Annotated in this window: 20 protein-coding genes; 10 read left to right on the top strand and 10 right to left on the bottom strand. The window is 57.4% G+C overall.

The genetic code is table 11. The annotated features are described in order from the left end of the window. Positions 1-252 precede the first annotated feature (252 nt). The gene (locus tag Abin_RS06565) at positions 253-1,737 is read left to right on the top strand and encodes a protein adenylyltransferase SelO (RefSeq protein WP_048845560.1); all 1,485 of its coding nucleotides are present in this window, start codon (positions 253-255) and stop codon (positions 1,735-1,737) included. Between the two features lie 22 nt (positions 1,738-1,759). On the opposite strand, the gene Abin_RS06560 is transcribed toward Abin_RS06565, so the two are convergent. Together Abin_RS06560 and Abin_RS06555 are read right to left on the bottom strand one after the other, a co-directional pair. After that, positions 1,760-2,578, bottom strand: a complete 819-nt coding sequence (locus Abin_RS06560; RefSeq protein WP_048845582.1) for an ABC transporter ATP-binding protein — start codon at positions 2,576-2,578, stop codon at positions 1,760-1,762. Positions 2,579-2,628: 50 nt separating this feature from the next. Continuing rightward, entirely contained in the window at positions 2,629-3,714 is a 1,086-nt protein-coding gene (locus Abin_RS06555) for a FecCD family ABC transporter permease (protein ID WP_048845559.1), read from the bottom strand. A 226-nt stretch (positions 3,715-3,940) separates the two neighbouring features. Between Abin_RS06555 and Abin_RS06550 the strand changes: the two genes are divergently transcribed. The 6 genes from Abin_RS06550 to Abin_RS06525 all read left to right on the top strand — a co-directional run bounded on the left by Abin_RS06550 (position 3,941) and on the right by Abin_RS06525 (position 8,326). Beyond that, positions 3,941-4,963 carry an RluA family pseudouridine synthase gene (locus Abin_RS06550; RefSeq protein ID WP_244895003.1) on the top strand — a complete coding sequence of 341 codons (1,023 nt, stop codon included), beginning with the start codon at positions 3,941-3,943 and terminating at the stop codon, positions 4,961-4,963. Further along, positions 4,960-5,235: a VIT1/CCC1 transporter family protein gene (locus tag Abin_RS06545; RefSeq protein ID WP_048845558.1), complete on the top strand. Its 276-nt coding sequence runs from the start codon at positions 4,960-4,962 to the stop codon at positions 5,233-5,235. Before Abin_RS06550 ends, Abin_RS06545 begins: the two co-directional genes overlap by 4 nt. Before the next feature lie 456 nt (positions 5,236-5,691). Next, positions 5,692-6,579: an RNA polymerase sigma factor RpoH gene (gene rpoH, locus Abin_RS06540; RefSeq protein ID WP_048845557.1), complete on the top strand. Its 888-nt coding sequence runs from the start codon at positions 5,692-5,694 to the stop codon at positions 6,577-6,579. 118 nt (positions 6,580-6,697) lie between these two features. Further along, positions 6,698-7,306 carry a GNAT family N-acetyltransferase gene (locus Abin_RS06535; RefSeq protein WP_048845580.1) on the top strand — a complete coding sequence of 203 codons (609 nt, stop codon included), beginning with the start codon at positions 6,698-6,700 and terminating at the stop codon, positions 7,304-7,306. A 104-nt stretch (positions 7,307-7,410) separates the two neighbouring features. After that, positions 7,411-7,908, top strand: a complete 498-nt coding sequence (locus Abin_RS06530) for a DUF1543 domain-containing protein (protein ID WP_048845556.1) — start codon at positions 7,411-7,413, stop codon at positions 7,906-7,908. Between the two features lie 70 nt (positions 7,909-7,978). After that, on the top strand, positions 7,979-8,326 hold the full coding sequence (locus tag Abin_RS06525; protein ID WP_048845555.1) for a gamma-glutamylcyclotransferase family protein: 348 nt from the start codon (positions 7,979-7,981) through the stop codon (positions 8,324-8,326). Between the two features lie 26 nt (positions 8,327-8,352). Here Abin_RS06525 and Abin_RS06520 read toward each other — a convergent pair whose 3' ends face one another. After that, the gene (locus tag Abin_RS06520) at positions 8,353-8,523 is read right to left on the bottom strand and encodes a helix-turn-helix domain-containing protein (RefSeq protein WP_373321496.1); all 171 of its coding nucleotides are present in this window, start codon (positions 8,521-8,523) and stop codon (positions 8,353-8,355) included. A gap of 8 nt (positions 8,524-8,531) precedes the next feature. Further along, positions 8,532-9,041 carry a peptide deformylase gene (locus tag Abin_RS06515; protein ID WP_048845554.1) on the bottom strand — a complete coding sequence of 170 codons (510 nt, stop codon included), beginning with the start codon at positions 9,039-9,041 and terminating at the stop codon, positions 8,532-8,534. Between the two features lie 143 nt (positions 9,042-9,184). On the opposite strand from Abin_RS06515, the gene Abin_RS06510 reads away from it, so the two are divergent. Beyond that, on the top strand, positions 9,185-9,823 hold the full coding sequence (locus Abin_RS06510) for a LysE family translocator (RefSeq protein WP_084593500.1): 639 nt from the start codon (positions 9,185-9,187) through the stop codon (positions 9,821-9,823). A 260-nt stretch (positions 9,824-10,083) separates the two neighbouring features. On the opposite strand, the gene recJ is transcribed toward Abin_RS06510, so the two are convergent. The 5 genes from recJ to Abin_RS06485 all read right to left on the bottom strand — a co-directional run bounded on the left by recJ (position 10,084) and on the right by Abin_RS06485 (position 17,036). Beyond that, entirely contained in the window at positions 10,084-11,907 is a 1,824-nt protein-coding gene (gene recJ / locus Abin_RS06505; RefSeq protein WP_048845553.1) for a single-stranded-DNA-specific exonuclease RecJ, read from the bottom strand. Between the two features lie 33 nt (positions 11,908-11,940). Beyond that, positions 11,941-12,939, bottom strand: a complete 999-nt coding sequence (gene glpX / locus Abin_RS06500; protein ID WP_048845552.1) for a class II fructose-bisphosphatase — start codon at positions 12,937-12,939, stop codon at positions 11,941-11,943. 67 nt (positions 12,940-13,006) lie between these two features. Beyond that, complete coding sequence (locus tag Abin_RS06495) at positions 13,007-14,323, bottom strand: homoserine dehydrogenase (RefSeq protein WP_048845551.1); 1,317 nt, start codon at positions 14,321-14,323, stop codon at positions 13,007-13,009. Further along, on the bottom strand, positions 14,320-15,573 hold the full coding sequence (locus Abin_RS06490; protein WP_048845550.1) for an LL-diaminopimelate aminotransferase: 1,254 nt from the start codon (positions 15,571-15,573) through the stop codon (positions 14,320-14,322). The genes Abin_RS06495 and Abin_RS06490 overlap by 4 nt, the downstream gene beginning before the upstream one ends. Positions 15,574-15,785: 212 nt before the next feature. Next, on the bottom strand, positions 15,786-17,036 hold the full coding sequence (locus Abin_RS06485) for an OmpA family protein (protein WP_146867708.1): 1,251 nt from the start codon (positions 17,034-17,036) through the stop codon (positions 15,786-15,788). A gap of 163 nt (positions 17,037-17,199) precedes the next feature. Between Abin_RS06485 and Abin_RS06480 the strand changes: the two genes are divergently transcribed. Together Abin_RS06480 and Abin_RS06475 are read left to right on the top strand one after the other, a co-directional pair. Further along, entirely contained in the window at positions 17,200-17,880 is a 681-nt protein-coding gene (locus Abin_RS06480) for an ATP-dependent Clp protease proteolytic subunit (protein WP_174766869.1), read from the top strand. A gap of 150 nt (positions 17,881-18,030) precedes the next feature. Then, entirely contained in the window at positions 18,031-19,038 is a 1,008-nt protein-coding gene (locus Abin_RS06475; RefSeq protein ID WP_048845576.1) for a ferritin family protein, read from the top strand. A gap of 133 nt (positions 19,039-19,171) precedes the next feature. Here Abin_RS06475 and Abin_RS06470 read toward each other — a convergent pair whose 3' ends face one another. After that, positions 19,172-20,098 (bottom strand): N-formylglutamate amidohydrolase, encoded by a 927-nt coding sequence (locus Abin_RS06470; RefSeq protein ID WP_048845549.1) that lies wholly within the window; start codon positions 20,096-20,098, stop codon positions 19,172-19,174. Positions 20,099-20,131: the final 33 nt, after the last annotated feature.

Below are 20,131 nucleotides of genomic sequence, written 5' to 3'. Positions count from 1 at the left end.
TGGGCAGGGCTGCCCACTATGCTCTGTCGTGCTGGCTTGGCCCTTACGCGCATGGATATGCAGTAAGAAACCGGCCCGCGCGGCTGCGTTTAAGGGGATGTGTTCCTTATCATGTTCATACAGGCAGGGCCAGACCGGGCGGCAGAAGGCTGGGTTCTGGTTGGTCTGCATGCCGTGGCGCGCTAGGGTGGGGTTTGTGTATCCCGGCAGCACGCCGTCTTTTGTCACTGTCAGGCTGGGTGGTTCAGCGTCATGAATGGTTTTTCTCTCACACAACAATATGCCAGCCTGCCAGAGCGGTTTTATGCGCCGGTTGATCTGTCCCCTGTGGCCGCGCCCCAACTGCTAAGGTTGAATGTCCCTTTGGCCAAGGCTCTGGGGTTGGATGCGGCGTGGCTGGCCAGCCCGGCGGGTGTGGCCATGTTGTCAGGGCAGAGCATGCCGGAAGGGGTGCAGCCGGTGGCGCTGGCTTATGCCGGGCATCAGTTCGGCCATTTTGTGCCACGTCTGGGCGATGGCCGCGCCCTGTTGCTGGGGGATGTAACGGACGCCGCCGGCAAGACGTGGGAGATTCAGCTTAAAGGGTCAGGGCGTACCCCCTTTTCCCGTCGGGGTGACGGCAAGGCTGCCCTCGGCCCCGTTCTGCGTGAATATGTGCTGAGTGAGGCAATGGCCGCACTGGGTGTGCCGACCACACGGTCTTTGGCTGCAGTGCGCACAGGTGAGATGGTTCTACGCGAAACACCGCTGCCCGGTGCAGTGCTGACCCGTGTTGCAGCCAGTCATATTCGTGTGGGCACGTTTCAGTTTTTTGCCGCCCGGGAAGATATTGCAGGCCTTCGTTTGCTGGCCGATTATGCCATAAAACGCCATTACCCAGACGCCGCACAGACAGAAAACCCGTATCTGACACTGCTTGAAAAGGTAATAGCAGCACAGGCAGATCTGGTCGCGCAATGGATGCTGATCGGCTTCATTCATGGTGTGATGAACACCGACAACATGGCCGTTTCAGGTGAGACCATAGATTACGGCCCCTGTGCCTTTATGGAACAGTATGACACCGGCACCGTGTTCAGTTTTATTGATGAACACGGTCGGTATGCTTACGGCAACCAGCCCAACATGGCCTTGTGGAACCTCACCCGTCTGGCCGAGGCCTTGCTGCCCCTTCTGGCGGAAGATGATGAGGCCGCCATAGCACTGGCACAAACAGCCCTGGCGCAGTTTGAACCCCAGTTTCAGGCAGCTTATCTACAGGGTTTGCGGGCCAAAATGGGCCTGATAACGGTGCAGGAGGGGGATATCGCGCTGGCCCGCACCCTGCTTGAAACCATGGCATCAGCACAGCTTGATTTTACGCAGACTTTCCGGGCCATCAGCCAGCCAGACCTGCATCAGGCCCTGACAGAAAACGCTGATGCTCTACTGCTGCCTGAGAGTTTGGTGCCTTTGGCAGAGTGGCTACCGCAATGGCAGGCTCGTTTGGCGCAGGAGCCGGAAATCACCCCGAATGCCCGTGCCACGGCCATGATGCAGACCAACCCCTGCTACATTCCGCGCAATCATCTGGTTGAGGAAATGATTGTGCAAGCTGTGACAGAAAATGACTATTCAGCGTTTGAAAACTTGCTGGCCGTTCTGGCAAATCCCTATACTGAACAGCCGGGCCGTGAACGCTATGCTCTGCCTGCGACTGCGGCAGAACGGGTCAGGCACACGTTCTGCGGAACATAACAGCGCAAACTGTCAGCGGGTATCAGGCAATGCCATCTACGCTGACAAACTTGCGGCCATCGGCCCCGTGTTCAATGCGCGCCCGAATGCGGTAGGTTTCCCGCAGAAGTTCAGGGGTCAGAACCTCTGCCGGGGGGCCAGACGCCATGATCCGCCCCTCCAGCATCACGGTAACGGTGTCTGTCAGATTCAGCGCAATATTCAGGTCATGCAGCACAATTACGGTCGCAAGCTGACGTGTTGCTGTTTCTTTGCGAAGAATCTCCATCACCGCAAACTGGTGGTGCAAATCAAGCGCGCTCAGGGGCTCATCCAGCAACACGGCCTGCGGGTTGCGGCTGAAAGCCTGTGCGAGCCCCACCAACTGTCTCTGGCCGCCAGATAGTTCATCCAGATACCGCAGGGCCAGTGCGCTGATGCCAAACTGGGTCAGCCGTTCCAGCGCGTCCTGCATGGCGTCGGTGTGGTTGGCTGGATTAGCCGATAGGCTTGCCGGAGGGCGGGCATCGGTATGACGCGCGGCCATCAACGCTTCCAGAACTTGTAAATGAACCGGGGCGGGCAGGGCTTGTGGCAGATACAGGCAGTTGCGTGTGCGTTGGGTCAAGGACAGAGCCGAAAGGATGTGACCATTCAGGCTGATGGTGCCGGTGCAGGGCACCAGCCCGGCCATGGCGCGCATCAGGGTCGATTTTCCGCTGCCATTCGGGCCTAGTAACGCATGGATGGTGCCGGGCAGGAAAGGACCAACATTTACATCGTGCAACACGGTGCGCCGCCCGAAACGAACGGTAACGTCATGCGCTGTCAGCCCGGTGAGGTTGGGAGTGTCTTTCGTCACAGCGGCAGCGGTGGTGTGCGTTAAGGACGAATGTGTCTGGCTTGGCTGGGTCATGATAGTCCCTGCCGGCGCAGCACGATTGCCAGAAAAAACGGGATACCGACCAGCGCGGTCACAATGCCGGTCGGCACGACAACCCCCGGCACCAGAACACGCCCGACCAATGCGGAAAGGGAGAGAATTAAAGCCCCGGCCAACATGCTGCCGGGCAGATAAAACCGATGGTCTTCCCCCAGCAGGCGGCGCGCAATGTGGGGGGCAACAAGCCCGACAAATCCAATCACGCCAACAAACGCGACAGCCAGTGCCGATAGCAGGCTGATACGCAACAGCGATGCCCTGCGGATACGAGCCACATTTACGCCCAGGCTGGCCGCGCGTTCTTCCCCCATGCGCAGGGTCGTCAGGCTCCACGTTGCGCGTAGCGAAAAGACCGTAATGACCGCACCCACACCCGCCAGCAGGCTTAGTTTGGGCCATGTGGTGCGGGTCAGGTTGCCCATGGTCCAGAATACAAGTTCTTGCAACGCGTCTTCATCCGACACAAACTGGATCAGGGCGACCAAAGCCTGAAAAGTAAACACCAGCGCAATGCCAAACAGAACCACGGTGCCGGTGGTGGCACTTCTGCGGTGCCCCACGGCATCCAGCAGCAGGACGGACCCAACAGCAAAGGTAAATGCGCTGCTGGCAATCAGCCAGTTATCGGTCACACCCGGCAGATGCCACCCCAGCACAATCACCAGAGACGCCCCAAACGCAGCGGCAGCAGACACTCCCAGCGTGAAAGGACTGGCGAGCGGATTTGCCAGAATGGTCTGCATCTCGGCCCCGGCCAGCCCCAATGCTGCCCCGACACAGACGGCCATTAAGGCGTAAGGGAGCCTGATCTGCCAGACAATGACACGCTCCATCGCCGGGGCCGCGTCTGGGTGCAGGAGAATATGCACTAATTGTGCAGGCGTCAGCCCGGCCGGACCAATCGAGAAATCAAGCAGAAGGGACAGCAGAATAGCCCCTGCCAGCACAGCCAGAATAACCAGCCGCCGCCGTACAACGCCCTGATATGCTTTTGCCACCGCCTGTATGGCGTCATGGGATGGTAAGGGTGTGGGCGGGCTGGGCTGGATGGTCATGGTGGCAAGTGTATCCCATCAAACATATCCCAGCCAGCCATCACCCTGCGAAAAAACGGGGGCACTGTAGGCCGCCAGCGCACAGGGTTTTTCACGGGTTTTGGTAAGGCCGAAAGGCCGAGCCGTGAGTGTGCTTGACGCAGCAGGATGGAACAGGCTTTGTGCGGAGAGTGACCGCTTTTTTCAGAGTTCAGACAGGACAGATTTTTTGACGCACCCTACTTCTATCGTGACATCCCCATCAGGGGGCACCGATCTGACGTTTACAGTGCTGCCCGACCACGCGGGGGAGCGGGTTGATCGGTATGTGTCTGCCCAGTCTGGTCTGGTCTCTGCGGGGGCGCTGTCCCGCTCGCGCGTCAAAGGGTTGATCGAAACCGGTCATTTGCGGTGTGGCGATAAAATTGTGACCGAACCGGCAGAAACGGTGCGGGCTGGTATGGAACTGGTGCTGCATATACCGGCTGCCACCCCAGCAGTGCCGCAGGGTGAAGACGTTGCATTCGATATTTTCTATGAAGATGATGACCTGATTGTGCTGAACAAACCGGCTGGGCTGGTGGTTCATCCCGCACCGGGAAACGAGACAGGCACACTGGTCAACGGTCTGATTGCCCATTGTGGCGATAGCCTGAAAGGCATTGGGGGGGAACGCCGCCCCGGCATTGTGCACAGGCTGGATAAAGACACATCCGGCCTGATGGTGGCGGCCAAAACGGAAAAAGCGCATCTGGCACTGTCTGAAGATTTTGCCGCCCGAAAGATTGACCGTGCCTATCTGGCGTTTTGCTGGGGGTGTCCCAACCCAGCCGAAGGCGATTATGAAGGCGATATTGGCCGCGATAAACGCGACCGCAAGCGTATGGCCATTACAACCCACGGTGGGAAATGGGCCTTGACGCACTATCGCACCCTCCAGGCGTTTGACATGGGGGCTGCCCTTGTCACCTGCAAACTGGCGACAGGCCGCACACATCAGATCCGGGTGCATTTTTCAGCAAACGGCCACCCGCTGATTGGGGACCCTGTCTATCTGCGCCGTATTCCTGGGGCAGCCAAACTTCTGACAGCGGAGGGCAAGGCGGCAGCGCTCGATTTCCCACGGCAGGCGTTGCACGCCACACGGCTGGGGTTCACGCATCCCCGCACGGGCGAGGTCCTGCTGTTTGAAGCACCTATGCCAGAAGACATGCAGGCCTTGGGCCGGGCGTTGGGTATGACCTCCCCCAAACCGGAAAGAAACGCATGATAGAACGGGAAACAGGGGCGACCTGCCGCCCATCGCGCCTGTTATTGACGGCGGTAAGCATAGGGCAGGCGGTTTATGTTGGCTTCCTGCTTTGGCAATTGCCAGCAGATGTCCATAATGGTTGGTGGTTTTCAGTGGGCGTGCAAAGTGCCCTCTGCCTTGTGTTTGGGCTTTCGGCTTTTCTGCTGGCGCGCAGGGCTCTGCGTTGGCCGGGTTCTTCCCGTAGTCTCATAGGCAAACCACCGGAAAGTGGTCGGAGACCAAGCGCATAAGGCCATCTGACAGAAAAGCAGGCGTCTGCGGCGTTGCGGTGTTTTCAGGTAACAGACAGTCCTGACGCATCGATTGGCTTCTGAAGCCACACCCAGTCGCCAGAACGCCGAATGTTCTTCCCATTATGTTCTGTGCCATGAGATATGCGAGTCTGGGTGTGCGGGGCCGGAACCATTGCGGCAGATTCCCGTTAAACTGCCAGATACGCCGCATTTCCTTGACATGGAAACGATTACGGCGCACCCTCAACCACCTTCCGGATGCGCTTGTGATGGGCCGTCGGAACGGGCGTCTCTTCCGTCGTGCTGCTCATACTGGGGGGCGAGGGAGGAGGACGTATAGTCCTTTTTCACTTATTGGCCGGAACTCGCCTTTCATATCTCGGTTATCATCAGGCAGCCTGAATTACCTGATGTACCCGTAGGGAGCTTCCCGGTTCAAAGGAGTGCTGACCCATGGCCTCATCTGTTATCAATGTTGGTCCTGAAAATAATCTTTCAAGTTACCTTCAGGAAATCCGTAAATATCCTATCCTGACCCCTGAAGAAGAACTGCGCCTGTCCCACCTGTGGAAAGATAAGGGGGATGTCACGGCGGCCCATAAGCTTGTGACATCCCATCTGCGGCTGGTAGCCAAAATTGCCATGGGCTACCGTGGCTATGGCCTGCCGGTGAACGAACTTATCAGTGAAGGCAACGTGGGTATGATGCAGGCCGTGCGCCGCTTCGACCCCGATAAGGGCTTCCGTCTGGCTACCTATGCCATGTGGTGGATCCGCGCTGCCATTCAGGAATATATTCTGCATAGCTGGTCGCTGGTCAAAATGGGCACCACGGCGGCACAGAAAAAGCTGTTCTTTAACCTGCGGCGCTTGAAAGGGCAGATGCAGGCTATTGATGATGGTGATCTGCAGCCTGAACAGGTGAACAAGATTGCCACCACTCTGGGTGTGCCAGAGCAGGACGTTGTGAACATGAACCGCCGTATGGCGGCCCCTGATCACAGCCTGAATGCCCCCATGCGCACGGATGAAACCAGCGAATGGCAGGATCGACTGGTTGATGACCAGCATAATCAGGAAGAAATCTACGCCGAGAACGAGGAAATGTCCGGCCGTAAGGCACTGCTGGCATCGGCGATGGAAACGCTGAACGACCGTGAAAAACACATCTTCACGGAACGTCGCCTGAAAGATGAGCCGTCAACACTTGAAGACCTTGCACATGAATATGGCATCTCCCGCGAACGGGTGCGCCAGATTGAGGTGCGGGCGTTTGAAAAGGTTCAGGCAGCCATGAAAAAAGAAGTGGAAGCCCGTCGGGGCACCGCACAGGAAGACTGATTGTTTTAGCCCACGCGGTGCTTACTGTCCGGCCATGGATGTGGCACAGAAAAGGGAGAGCTGTGGCTCTCCTTTTTTATGTACCCGCATTGCGCAATGCCAGTCTGGAAATTCTGCCGTGTTTTCTTCCACCGTTCCGACTCATCCAGTCTGCCTTACAGGGCAGCACGTCAAACTTGTTCCGCTTAGTCCTGACCATGCCGAAGGGCTGCGTGCCGCCGTTCAGGACGGGAAAGTGTGGGAAACATGGTGCACAATCGTGCCCAAACCGGAAGGGATAGAGCAGGATATAACGCGCAGGCTGTCCCTGCAGCAGGCCGGAACCATGTTGCCCTATACAGTTGTCAGCCTGCCAGAAAACCGGATTGTTGGCATGACAACGCTGATGAATATAGACCGTGTCAGCCCGCGTGTGGAAATTGGGGGCACTTGGTATGCCGCCAGCGTTCGGCGCACTCCACTCAATACAGAAGCCAAGTTTCTGCTGCTTTCTCATGCATTTGAGGCGCTGAATTGTCTTGCCGTTGAATTGCGCACCCATGTGCTGAACCAGACCAGCAGGCGCGCCATTGAACGGCTGGGTGCCAAACTTGACGGTATTTTAAGGTGTCATAGCCGCATGCCCGATGGATCCCTGCGTGATACCTGCGTCTATAGCATTACCGCCACGGAATGGCCTGCCGTCAGAATGCATCTAAGCTGGTATCTGACGCAGCGTTATTCTTAAAGGCAGCAAAAACGAGCACAGGGGCGGCAGCCCGCAGCATCTTCATTGTATCCGGGCATGCCCTTGTTACGTGATATGTAAAAATTGGGAGGAAAAACACAGCTATGAATCTGTATGTTTTCTATCTGGGCGGGGCCGCTCCGGGAGCAAATATTGAAGTGCATGACGTGCAGTTTGCTGTTGCTGAAAAACCGGAAGATGCCCATGCCTCTTTAGGCCAGCGTTGGTATGGCACGCGTAAATCCTTGCACATTGATGCCTATGGTCTTGTCAGTTGGGCAGACGGCCATGCCGTAACCCTGAGCACAGAGAAACAGGATACCGACAAAACCCTCTATTTTATCAATATGGGCGGGTACATGCCCGGTGCCTTGCGCGAGGAGCATGAATTTACATTTCTTGTGGCCTCCACAGCGGAAGAAGCAAAGGCGCGCGCGAAGAAGACGCTGTTGACCCATTGTGACCATCAGCACAGGGACAACTTTATGGAAGTGGATGATTGTATTCCGCTTGAACAGATTGATGGTCTCTACATCCACCTGACACCTCAGGCTGAAGGGGCTCCTGTGACAGCGGCCTGGCAGGGATATCAGCCAATCTGAACCAAGGGTAAGGGGTCATCCCCAGCAACCACCATGCAGTCTGTCTCAACGTTTCAAGGAAAGAACGGTTATGTCAGAGCGGCCAATAGTTCTGTTGTTTTCTTACGGCACATTGCAGCAGGAGGGCGTTCAGCTTTCATCCTTTGGGCGTCTGCTGTGTGGTGAGGATGACGCCATGCTCGGCTATCGCACAGACATGCTTGAAATTACGGACCCGGCGGTGATTCAGGCAAGTGGCAAGCGCTTTCACCCGGTAGTCAGCCCAAGCAATAACCCGGAAGATAAAGTTGAAGGCAAGGTATTTTCGATTACTGCCGCCGAATTACAGGCAGCGGATGCCTATGAGGTCGCGGATTATAAGCGGATAGAAGTGCCGTTGGCGTCAGGCAAAAAAGCATGGGTCTATGTGCAGGGCTGATTAACGGCCCTGATTAGCAATGCTGATTAACGGTTTTGGCTAAACTGGCCCGGTGTCATGCCTGTTACCCGGCGGAACATGGCTATAAACGCACTAACATTGTCATATCCCACATCAAAGGCAACATCCGTCACACTCGCACCTTCGCTTAGATGTTCCATGGCGCGCAGGCATCGTGCCTGATGACTCTGCCATATATCAGACGTCAGGAAGCGTTTTTGCTTTTTTGAAGTTTGGCATAACGCGCCATAACCCGATTACGCCGCAGGCTTGAGAGTTTCTGCAACCAGAAAACACCGTTCAGTTGGTCAATCTCATGCTGGTGGCATACGGCCCGCAGACCGTCAGCCTCTTCCATATGGAAGGTGCCATCCAGATCCTGATATCGGACATGCACCTTGGCGGCGCGTTCTACATCTTCTGTGACACCGGGCAGAGAGATGCTGCCTTCTTCTTCCTGCACGATGTCATCAGACAGCCAGACCAGTTCCGGGTTAACGTAGGTCTTTGGGCCGCTGCCATCGGGAAGGTCTAACACAACGACACGGTGCATCGCGCCAATATGGGGGCCGGTAATGCCAATGCCGGGTGCGGCCCGCATGGTATCCAGTAAATCCTGCGCCAGTGTGCGTAAAGCGCTGTCAAAAGTTGTGACGGCGGCTGCACACTGTCTCAGGCGTTGGTCGGGGAAGAAGACAATAGGCTGCACGCTCATGCTTAGGCTCCGGCGGTAAGAATGTCAGGTTCTGTTTCATTTTCAGGCAATGCCGTCAAATCTCTTGTCGTGCTGGCCCGTCAGGGGCGATAAGAATGCCCCCATCACCTCTGTTTTGACGTCCCTCAACCGAAAAGAACCCTATGACTTTCACGCAAGATCTTTCCGTTATCAGCAGTATTGCCGCACTTTGGATTGTCGTCACAATCATGCCGGGTCTCGATTTTCTCCTTGTGACACGGCTCGCCATTTTGCAGGGCCGTATGGCAGCACTTCGGGCGGCATTGGGTATTGCGGTTGGGGTCGGGCTGTGGGGCTTGGCCGGTTTCTTTGGTATTCGGGCTTTGTTTGTAGCGGCACCCTGGCTTTATCTGGTTTTGAAAATAGGGGGCGGTTTGTATCTGTTCGCGCTGGGGGTCAGGCTGTTTGTTGGGAGCTGGAAAAAACAGCCGGAAGACACCATGCAGTCTGCACCAAATATGGAAACCGTAAAGGGCTTCCGTATGGGGCTGCTGACAAACCTTGCGAACCCGAAGGTGCCGGTTTTTGTCACATCACTTTTTGCAGCGTCTTTGCCGCAACAGGCGTCCATGGGGCTTGGGCTTTCCTGCGTGGTGATGATGTTTGGTATGGCAATAGGATGGTACGCACTGGTCGCAACATTGCTAAGCCTGCGTCGGTTCTCTGCCATGTTTCTGCGATGCCGGCAGTGGATAGACCGGGTTGCCGGCGTTGCGTTCATGGGGCTGGGTATCCGTTTCGCCACAGAACGGAGCGCCTGAACATACCTTCGCACCGCTAACCGATGTGACGACGCATACAGGCGGTGATCAATTAAGGCAGGAATTTTCTCCGGCGCAGGCGACCGCGCTCTGGTCTTTAGAGCCGGTTTTCTGCCCAGCTTATATTTTGGAGATGTTGGGCAGCGACGGTCAGAGACCAGATTGAAACCGGAAAAAGCGTAGCCGGATCTACCATCTACTCAGCGTATGGCACTTCCTGTGCTTGGCCCTAAGGCCCCAATACCATCGCCAACAGACTGTTATGCGCGGGCGGCATCCTGAATGAAGAAGGTAACGTCTGTGCGGCCATTCCAGCTTTCAGCCCGCAAATAACCGGCCAGATGCAGTGGGGGGCGCGTGGTGTCCTCAAGCGTTGGGGCCAACGGGTTGTCGCCTGCACGGAACAGCAGAGCTTTCAGGCGGCCGCCGTCAGACCCTTTCAATAACAGGCGTAACGTGTTGCCATCGCGCCCAATGCGATCAGATTTGACAATCTGCACGTGCGAGAGCGCGACCAGTGGCTCGGCATTGCCCGCGCCAAACGGGGCTAGGCTGGCCATGTTCTGGGCCAGTTCAACCGTCGCACCGGCGACAGACAGGGCCGCGTCAATTTCCAGATCAACAGCGTCAGGCAGTTCGGCGGCACCGGCCAGCCGTTCATCAAGGAAGGTATGAAAGGCGTCGATGTTATCAGCCGGAAGCGAAAATCCTGCCGCCATGGCATGGCCGCCGCCAGTTGTCAGCAACCCGGCCTGACGTGCTGCAATAATAACGGTGCCCAGATCAAGCCCTGGCACAGACCGGCCCGACCCTTTGATTGAGCCATCGTCCTGTGTGGCACCAACCAAAGCCGGGCGGTTGAACTGTTCCTTGATACGGCCTGCGACAATACCTACCACGCCGGGGTGCCAGTCTTTTCCGGCCAAAAAGATAACGGGGTGTCCGGCGTCCCGTTGGGCAGCGGCCTGCTGCATGGCCAGATCCAGAATATCCGCTTCCACGCCCTGACGGCGGCGGTTCACAGCATCCAGACGTTCAGCCATGATTTTGGCTTCGTGCGCATCTTCACTGCGTAAAAGCCGAAGCCCTAGTGCGGCTTCCGCAATGCGGCCCCCGGCATTGATGCGTGGCCCCAGCGCAAACCCGCAGGAAAACGCATCGGGCGCTTTGGTCACACCCGCAATTTCCATCAGTGCGGCCAGACCTGTGCGCTGGCGTCGGGCCATAATTTTCAGGCCCTGCGCTACAAAAGCCCGGTTTAACCCCTGTAGCGGCATGACGTCACACACGGTTGCCAATGCGACCAGATCAAGCTGGCGCATCAGGTCTGGGGCAGGATGGTTTTCAAACCATCCCGCAGTGCGAAGGTCACGCGCTGTGGCAACTGCGGCCAGAAACGCCAGCGCCGCCGCACAGATATGCCCCAACCCGGATGAACAGTCAGGACGGTTGGGGTTGACCGTGGCCAGAATGGCGGGCAGCGCATCTTCAGATTTATGGTGGTCAAGCACCACCAGATCAGCTTTGCCTGCCATCTGGTTCAGAATATCAGCAGCCGCAGTCCCGCAATCGACACAGACCAGAAGGGCCGCGCCTTGTGCCACTAACCCCTCAAGGGCGGGCACATTGGGGCCGTAGCCTTCTGTCATGCGGTCAGGAATATGGGTGTGAACCGCGCATCCCAGTTCTTCAAAAAAAGAGGCCAAAATGCCGGAAGCGCACGCGCCATCCACGTCATAATCGCCGAAAATACCAATGGTTTCTGCTTGTTGAACAGCCTTTGCCATGCGGGCAGCCGCAACATCCATATCATGCAGAATGGAGGGATTAGGCATCAGGGCCCGTAATTTCGGGTCCAGAAAATCAGCTGCATTGTCTAACGAAAGGCCCCGCAATGCCAGCAGCCGCCCGACAATTTCAGGCAGCCCGGCCCGTTGGGCAATGGCAGCCCCCAGGCGCATCAGATCAGGGCTGTCTGCCCCCGGCCGCCACATCCAGCGGCGTCCGGTCAGGCTGGCATCAACGCCCAGTGCGGCACGGGCTTCCGTCTGGTCCGTGCCGTTGAGGGGTGTCATGACGTTCATGTCTGGCAATGCGGCGTATAAATCAGGCAAACCTTATTTTGGCGTCCATGTCTTGGTGCCAAAATTGTGGTGGCCTTCAATAAAGCGCACTGTGCCAGACTTTGACCGCATGACCAGTGAATGTGTCACAGCATGTGTTGGCAGGCGTCGAATCCCGCGCAGCAGCGTGCCAGACGTTACCCCGGTAGCGGAGAACAGAACAGACCCCGCAGCCATGTCATGCAGGCCCAGTTTGCGGTCAGGGTCTTTGCCCGGGTTCATTTTCTGCGCACGGTCACGCTGGGCGTCATCTTCAAACAGCAGGCGTCCCTGCATCTGACCTTCAACGCAACGAACAGCAGCCGCAGCCAGAACACCTTCTGGCGCACCGCCCGAACCTGCATAAATATCGACCTGACTGTTATCCATACACGCGGCAATGGCGGCCGCTACGTCGCCATCGCTTAACAGCCGTACGCGGGCACCGGCTTCACGGGTTTTGGCAATCAGTTCCTCGTGCCGTTCACGGTCAAGCGTGCACAGAACAATATCGGCAATATCCTTGCCTTTGGCGCGGGCCAGATTACGCAGGTTGTTTTCAATGGAGGATTCAAGGTCAACCACACCGTCGGGCAGATTGGGGCCAACAACAATCTTGTCCATGTAAACGTCTGGCGCGTGCAGGAAATTCCCTTTTTCAGCCAGAGCCACAACCGTAATGGCGTTCGGCATATCCTTGGCGCACAGATTGGTGCCTTCAAGCGGATCAACCGCAATATCCATGGCCGGGCCACCAGCGCCCACTTTTTCACCGATATACAGCATCGGTGCTTCGTCCATTTCGCCTTCACCAATCACAACTGTGCCGTCAATGGCTACGGTGTCAAAGGCAACGCGCATGGCTTCAACCGCCGCGCCGTCAGCATCGTTCTTTTTGCCGCGCCCCGTCCAGTGAGAGGAAGCAAGGGCTGCGGCTTCTGTAACGCGCACCAGTTCAAGAGCCAGATTGCGGTCAGAAACAACAAACTGTTTCGGCTCGGTCGTGTCAGACATCAAAAGAAATCCTCATATTTTCAAGGCGTGGATCAACAGTCAGGCAGAAGGATGTTCCAACCTGCTGTCAGTCCGTTTCAATCCGGATCATCACCGGGGTGTCCGTCACCACATCAAGGCCATCAATGCGCGTCACGGCATCCTGCATGGCTGCTTCTGATGTCTGGTGCGTAACCAGAACAAGCGGCACATGCGGGGCGGTGTCATTCTTTTCAGGCGTGGGCTGCAACATGCTGCGCAACGAAACACCACAGTCTCGCAACACGGCGGTGATGTCAGCAATCACGCCCGGTCGGTCTTCTACCCGCAGGCGCAGATAAAACGCGCCTTTTCCGGCAGAAAGAGGGCAAGCCTGTACAGACGTAATATCAGCAGCCTGTACACCCCAGACGGGAATATGGTTGCCACGGGCAATATCAATCAGATCAGCCGTAACGGCACTGGCGGTTGGGCCAGCCCCGGCCCCACGGCCTTCAATCATCAGGCGGCCCGCAAAAGCGCCTTCGGCCACAACCGCGTTAAAGACGCCATCAACCTGTGCAATGGGGGCATCTTCAGGCACAAGGCAAGGGGTCACGCGGGCTTCAAGCCCGGCATCCCCCATACGGGCCAACCCCAGCAGCTTGATGCGATAGCCCAGCTTGCGGGCAAAATTCAGGTCTGCTGCGCCAATACGGCGAATGCCCTCAACGTGCACACTGTCAAACGCTACGGGGCGGCCAAAAGCCAGCCCGGCCAGAATAGTCAGTTTGTGCGCAGCATCCAGCCCATCAATATCGGTCGAGGGATCGGCTTCGGCATAGCCAAGCTTCTGGGCGTCAGCCAGAACCGTGCCAAAATCCTTCCCGGTTTCCCGCATGACGGTCAAAATATAATTGCAGGTGCCGTTCAGAATGCCGCCAATACGCAACAGACGGTCAGCCGCCAGCCCTTCACGCACGGTCTTGATCGCAGGGATGCCCCCAGCCACAGCGGCTTCAAACAGAAGCGGGGCCGATTTTTCCGCACTGACTTTTGCCAGTGCCGGGCCATGAATGGCCAGCAGGGCCTTGTTGGCGGTCACAACCGGTTTGCCAGCAGCCAAAGCTGCTTCAACCAGCGCACGGGCCTGACCTTCGGCCCCGCCAATCAGTTCAACCACCACGTCAACGTCCGGGTCGGAGACCAGATCAACCGCGTTATCATACCAGCGCAGGCCAGACAGGTTTACCCCACGGTCACGCGTGCGGTCGCGGGCGCTGACAGCCACAACATGCAAGGACCGGCCTGCACGGGCCGTAATCAGCTCTGCATTGGTTTCAAGCAGGTGAATAACCCCGGCACCGACCGTGCCAAGTCCAGCAATACCAAGACGAAGAGGAGAAGAGGAGGAAGAAACGCTCACGATTGGACAGGCTCCGGCTTGCTGGCAGAAGAAGGGGCAGAAGAAGAGACAGAGGGTGCGGCAGGCTTCACCCCATGCGCTGAAAGAAAGCCACGAATGGCGCGTGTGGCCTGACGCAGACGCTGGGTATTTTCAACCAGCCCGATACGCACAAAGCCTTCCCCATGTTCGCCAAAGCCCAGACCGGGGGCCACAGCCACCCCAGCTTCCTTCAGCAACAGTTTGGAGAATTCCACACTTCCCAAATCACGGAACTGTTCGGGAATAGGGGCCCACGCGAACATCGAGCCTTCAGGCGACGGCACATCCCATCCCGCGGCATGCAGCCCACGGATCAGCACATCGCGTCGTTCCTTATACAGGGCGCGGATGTCGGCTACGCAATCCTGTGGGCCGTTCAGCGCGGCAACGGCTGCCACCTGAATAGGGGTGAAGGCCCCGTAGTCCAGATAGGATTTAATCCGAGTCAGCGCGGAAATCAGTCGTTCGTTCCCGGCGGCAAAGCCCATGCGCCAGCCTGCCATGCAGTATGTTTTTGAAAGGGATGTGAATTCGACCGCAATGTCCTTGGCGCCCGGCACGGCCAGAATAGACGGGGGCACCAGATCGCCAAAGTAGATTTCAGCGTATGCCAGATCAGACAGAATGAAAATTTCTTCCCGACGGGCAAAGGCCACCAGTTCCTTGTAAAAATCCAGATCAGCCAGATAGGCGGTCGGGTTAGACGGGAAATTGACAATCAGCGCCGTCGGTTTTGGCACGGAATGGCGCACGGCGCGCTCAAGTGCGCGCAGCATGTTGTCATCTGGCGTGGCCGGGATAGAGCGAACGGACGCCCCGGCAATAATAAACCCGAACTGATGAATGGGGTAAGACGGATTAGGCACCAGAATGGTGTCACCCGGGCTGGTAATGGCTGATGCCAGATTGGCCAGCCCTTCCTTTGACCCAAGGGTGGCAATGACCTCACGCTCTGGGTCAAGCTTCACGTTGAAGCGGCGTTCGTAATATCCGGCCAGTGCCTTCCGCAGGCCCGGAATCCCCTTGCTGACTGAATAGCCATGCGCACGCGGATTCTGCACCGTTTCCACCAGCTTTTCCACAATGTGGGGCGGGGTGGGGCTGTCAGGGTTGCCCATGCCAAGGTCAATAATATCCTCGCCCCGGGCTCGGGCTGCCGCTTTGGCCTGGTTTACCGAGGCAAAGACATAAGGCGGCAGGCGGCGGATGCGATGGAATTCTTCAGTCATTGACGTCATGGGCCCTGAATAAGGGGGTTCATATCCCGCACGATTACGGAGCAAAAACATAGTAATGGCAGAAACGGATCAGGCAACTCCCCCATGGCCTGTTTGCTGGCTTGCCAACGCATGGCTGGCAAGGTTTTGCGGTCTCCAGTTTCCCGGCCATGCAGCGGGCGCAGTATCAGTCAGTGTTGCCACTGGTCTAGAAGAGCCGCGCATCAGGGTGAGTTAGCGACCCGCACCCCGGTACCAAAAGCATCCCCACGGATATGAATGGTGTCAGACGGCACCCCATGTTTGATCAGTTCTTTTGACACGCGTTCGGCCCGCAACAGGCCAAGCTGCACAGCATCGGCCTGATCTTGCGCAGAGAGTGATGCTGAATTCCCAAAGCCCCTCACATAAAACGGCCCATGTGGTGTTTTCTGCACCAGTTTGGCGAGTGTGTCGTCCTGACCTGATGAAAGCTGGTCAGACTGCGGCATAAAGTGCAGGGCCGTGCCTTTGGGCTCGTTCAGATCATAATTCGGGCGGGGGGCATCACGCAGGTTGGCGTCAGAGGGCACGTCAAAACCGGGAAATTCAGGTGGGGCAGGTGGCCCGGCCGGAATCTGCGGAATAGCAGCGGGCGGTGTGGACGGTTTTTGTGCGTTGTTGCTCACTTCAGGCATGGACAGTTCAGGCATGTCTGCGTCCTGTCCGGCCTGATCCGCCTTCTTCTTGGCTTTGGCGGCTTTTGCCGCGGCATCAGTCGCGGCCTTCGCGTCCTGTTGTGTGGCGGCCGCGGTTTTCTGCGCATCCTGCGTTGGGGAAGATTCAGCCGCATCCATAATGGCACCCGACATACCCGGTGGCAGGCTGGGCGCATCTTGATCCGGTGTGGCTGCGGCGTCACCCGGTTTGCCGGGTGCCCCATTTGTCGCAGCGTTTTTGGCTGCTGCGCCTGCGTTCTGTGCGGGTGAACTAGCGGCGGCTTTTCCGGCATCAGGCTTGGGGGCTGCCGCTGCGTTCGGTGGGGGCGGAATAACGGGCGTTAGCGTGCCGTTGGCCGCAACCGTGCGGTAGGTCAGGTTGCGGTCACGGATCAGTTGTTCAGTCAACATGGCCCGTGCCTGTGGTGATGGCAGATCAGGCGCTTTTGTCGGTGTCAGCCCGACGTGGGGGTAGGGATCATACCGGCCCGGTGGCGGGGGACGCTGTGTAGCAATAACGCCGCCGCGCATTTTCTGCGTCCATTCCAGCGTGCTGTCCACGGCATCCTGATGGCGGCAGCCGCCCAATACCAGCAGGCCTGTTGTCACCATCAGCCCCAGCCGAACCGGCCCCATGATACCGCAACCGGTCTGCGGGGTTGGCTGATGCACAGCCCCCGCTGTGTCGGTGTCCGTGCTGGCAGCGCCTGCCTGAAAAAGAACGGTGCGAACGGGCTGCCGGTTCTGCCGGTTCTGTTCAGGGCGCTCTTGCTGCATAATGGGACGGATGCTCCGTTGGGCCAGAGGACTAAGCCAGATGAAAATCAGGGGGCACCTTACCGCCTTACGCCCGTTGTGGCGAGATCACCTGTGGCCGGAGTATGCCGCTGCGCATGATTGCCCCTTGGCACAAGCGCGCAGGCGGCGCAGGATAAGACGTATGACCAGAGACACACACCATGCGGAGACAGGCATGACGGGTATGATTCCCCGCGACACCATCAGGCTGGATGATGAACCGGATGCACCGGAAACCCCCGAAAAAGACGATGTGAAAGCCCCCGGCGCCCCCGCTGGTGAGCTTGAGCACAAGCTGTTCAAGCAGCGCAAAGTGCTTATTTTCGGTGGTATTAATGACAAGGTCGCCCGTGACGTAACGGGCCGCCTGCTGGCGCTGGCTGGCGAGTCTGACAAGCCGATTGATGTGTACGTAAATTCCCCGGGTGGGCATGTGGAAAGTGGTGACACGATTCATGACATGATCCGCTTTGTCGATTCGATTGCCCCGGTGAACATGATCGGCACGGGGTGGGTAGCGTCTGCGGGCGCGCTGATTTTTGCAGCAGGCCACAAAGACCGCCGCTTCTGCCTGCCCAACACACGCTTCCTGCTGCATCAGCCAATGGGTGGTGTGCGTGGTCCGGCAACAGATATCGATATCGAAGCGCGCGAAATCATTAAAATGCGTGAACGTCTGAACCGTCTGTTCGCCCGTGAAACAGGCCAGACGTACGAAAAAATCGCCAAGGACACAGATCGTAACTACTGGATGTCCGCTCAGGAAGCGATTGATTATGGCTTAGTGACCAAGATCATTTCCCAGCTTTCTGATCTTCACTAAATCGAAGAACATCTCGGCCTCCCGCCCTCACAGGGCAGGGGGCTTGAGAATTTGTTCTCCCGGGCTTTTCTCCTGCCTTTCGCCCGCGCGGCACAGCGCATTATGGGGCGAGGGGAAGGGGATGCGCTCCCAGCACATGGGTTCCTGACAATGGGTTCTCTTTCAGATATCTATTCCCGCCTGCCAGACAGCATTGATGATCTGCCACCCCCGCCGAATAGCGATGCCGTGGTCGAGGCTGATTACCGTGCCCGCCACTGGGTCAGCCCGGCTCAGGGGCCACTGAAGCCGGGTTCGGACGAACACAAACGCGCCATCGCCCAGATGTTTCGCGACACGTTCAATCCCTACAAGCCATCTGTTATCGACTGGCCCAAACTTGACCCGGAAACCCTGCACCGTGTCACGTCCCTGCCTATCTGGGATATTGCCGTGCAGACAGAAGGGAAGGCCCGCCTGCGTATGGCCGCCTATGCCCGGCTGGTGCAGGACCCGGATATCAAGGACGCAATTTCCCGCAATGCGTGGGAAGAAAACCGGCACAAGGAAGTTTTGTCCAAGCTGGTTGCGGCATACAACATTACTATGGCCCCGGAGCCACCGTATATTGAGCCCAAGGATGTTGAGTGGGCCTATCTGGTGACGGGCTTTTCAGAATGTGTGGACAGCTTCTTTGCCTTCGGGCTGTTTGAACTGGCCAAGCGTTCTGAATTTTTCCCTGCCGAACTGATTGATACGTTCGAGCCCGTTATGCAGGAAGAATGCCGTCATATTCTTCTGTTCGCCAACTGGCTGGCCTGGTACCGGGCCGTCATGCCGTGGTATCGCCGTCCGTATTTTGAAGCAAAGGTCTGGGCCGTCTGGGCTTTTCTGGGGTACGAACGCCTCAGCCTTGCCAAAAGCGTGGATGACAAAGGCGAAGTGCATACGCAGGACAATAACTTCACCGTCACGGGTGCCAAGGATATTGCCAACGTGCAGCTCAGCCTGCCGGAATTTATGGATCTGTGCCTTGCCGAGGATGATCGCCGCTTTTCGGGGTATGATCAGCGCCTGCTGCGCCCCACCACGGCCCCTGCCATTGCGCGTGTTATCCGCGACGTTGGCCGTGGATGGGAATTTGTCTCGGGCCTTATAAAAGCGAACCGCCGCAGCTAAGGCGTGTTTGTCGGGTTTCTTGCACCGTCACGGTCGGTGTAAGGAAAAGAGTGAACCCCGGTTTTCAGAAAAGTCTGTCAGCGTCTGCTGGCAGGCTTTTTTATTGAGGAAACATTAGGCGCGACCGAGCCTCTTAGCTGCGGAGGGGCGGCGTCGAAAGGTCGTCAAGCAGCGCTTTTGCAAGGATTGCCAGAGCTTTCTGGATAGCGGAGAAGTTCTCTGTTTTTTCCCGCGTGGTTTCATCCATATAAAGCCCGCGCCGCATTTCAATTTGCAACACATGCAGCCCCTGACTGGGGCGGCCGTAATGACGTGTCACATATCCGCCAGCATAAGGGTCATTCCGTGTGGTTTTGAATCCTAGCGCACGCAAAATGTCTTCTGCGGTTTGGATAAAACGGCCGTCGCAGGTTGTGCCGTGCCCATCGCCCAGAACGAAATCGGGCGAGGGAGCGTCTGGCGTGTCGGGCATGGAATGAAGGTCCAGCAACAGGCATAAACCGTGCTGCGCCTGTGTCTTGGTGAGGGTATCTGCCAGCGCTGCATGATACGGCATCCAGTAATCGCGGATACGCAGCGCAGCCTCCATGAACGGGAGGCGCGTGCGGTAGATTGAGCGGTTGTCAGCCACAATACGGGGAATAGACCCTAGCCCAGATAACCCGCGATGGGTGGCTTTAACAAAAGCCGGGATAGGGCCTGTAAACATACGCGGGTCCAGATCCCACGCCGCCCGGTTCACATCGCAGAAGGAGCGGGGAAAAGTGGCATGAAGCAGAGCTGGTCCAAGGGCGTGGGCGTCGGCGGCGAGTTCTTCCACAAAACTATCCTCCCCGCTGCGAAGCAAGGCCAAGGACTGTCGGCTGCTTTGTACAAATGAGTCGGCGTAAAATCGGCCAGAATGGGGTGATGCCAGGACAAGCGGCGTCGTCAGCCCACCAGAAAACACGACCGGGGCTGGAGCAGTCATAGTGTCTGCACCTGTTGCTAAGGGTGCGATATCGCCCGGAAAAACCCGATTCAGGCCGCGACGGATAAGGGTGTGGGCGATATTTTTCATTTACGCATAATTGTGGGGTTGCGCTTTGAACGC

This window comes from Acetobacter indonesiensis, assembly GCF_000963945.1.
Classification (GTDB): domain Bacteria; phylum Pseudomonadota; class Alphaproteobacteria; order Acetobacterales; family Acetobacteraceae; genus Acetobacter; species Acetobacter indonesiensis.
The sequence above is the reverse complement of the archived record's forward strand: the minus strand, read 5'-3'. Positions and strand labels throughout refer to the sequence as shown.

Excerpts from the sequence above, each read along its gene's own strand:
- rpoH (WP_048845557.1), top strand. The coding sequence starts at position 5,692 with ATGGCCTCATCTGTTATCAATGTTGGTCCTGAAAATAATCTTTCAAGT.
- Abin_RS06470 (WP_048845549.1), bottom strand. The coding sequence starts at position 20,098 with ATGAAAAATATCGCCCACACCCTTATCCGTCGCGGCCTGAATCGGGTT.
- Abin_RS06475 (WP_048845576.1), top strand. The coding sequence starts at position 18,031 with ATGGGTTCTCTTTCAGATATCTATTCCCGCCTGCCAGACAGCATTGAT.
- Abin_RS06485 (WP_146867708.1), bottom strand. The coding sequence starts at position 17,036 with ATGCAGCAAGAGCGCCCTGAACAGAACCGGCAGAACCGGCAGCCCGTT.
- Abin_RS06490 (WP_048845550.1), bottom strand. The coding sequence starts at position 15,573 with ATGACTGAAGAATTCCATCGCATCCGCCGCCTGCCGCCTTATGTCTTT.
- glpX (WP_048845552.1), bottom strand. The coding sequence starts at position 12,939 with ATGTCTGACACGACCGAGCCGAAACAGTTTGTTGTTTCTGACCGCAAT.
- Abin_RS06480 (WP_174766869.1), top strand. The coding sequence starts at position 17,200 with ATGACCAGAGACACACACCATGCGGAGACAGGCATGACGGGTATGATT.
- recJ (WP_048845553.1), bottom strand. The coding sequence starts at position 11,907 with ATGAACGTCATGACACCCCTCAACGGCACGGACCAGACGGAAGCCCGT.
- Abin_RS06510 (WP_084593500.1), top strand. The coding sequence starts at position 9,185 with ATGACTTTCACGCAAGATCTTTCCGTTATCAGCAGTATTGCCGCACTT.
- Abin_RS06545 (WP_048845558.1), top strand. The coding sequence starts at position 4,960 with ATGATAGAACGGGAAACAGGGGCGACCTGCCGCCCATCGCGCCTGTTA.
- Abin_RS06515 (WP_048845554.1), bottom strand. The coding sequence starts at position 9,041 with ATGAGCGTGCAGCCTATTGTCTTCTTCCCCGACCAACGCCTGAGACAG.
- Abin_RS06530 (WP_048845556.1), top strand. The coding sequence starts at position 7,411 with ATGAATCTGTATGTTTTCTATCTGGGCGGGGCCGCTCCGGGAGCAAAT.
- Abin_RS06525 (WP_048845555.1), top strand. The coding sequence starts at position 7,979 with ATGTCAGAGCGGCCAATAGTTCTGTTGTTTTCTTACGGCACATTGCAG.
- Abin_RS06565 (WP_048845560.1), top strand. The coding sequence starts at position 253 with ATGAATGGTTTTTCTCTCACACAACAATATGCCAGCCTGCCAGAGCGG.
- Abin_RS06555 (WP_048845559.1), bottom strand. The coding sequence starts at position 3,714 with ATGACCATCCAGCCCAGCCCGCCCACACCCTTACCATCCCATGACGCC.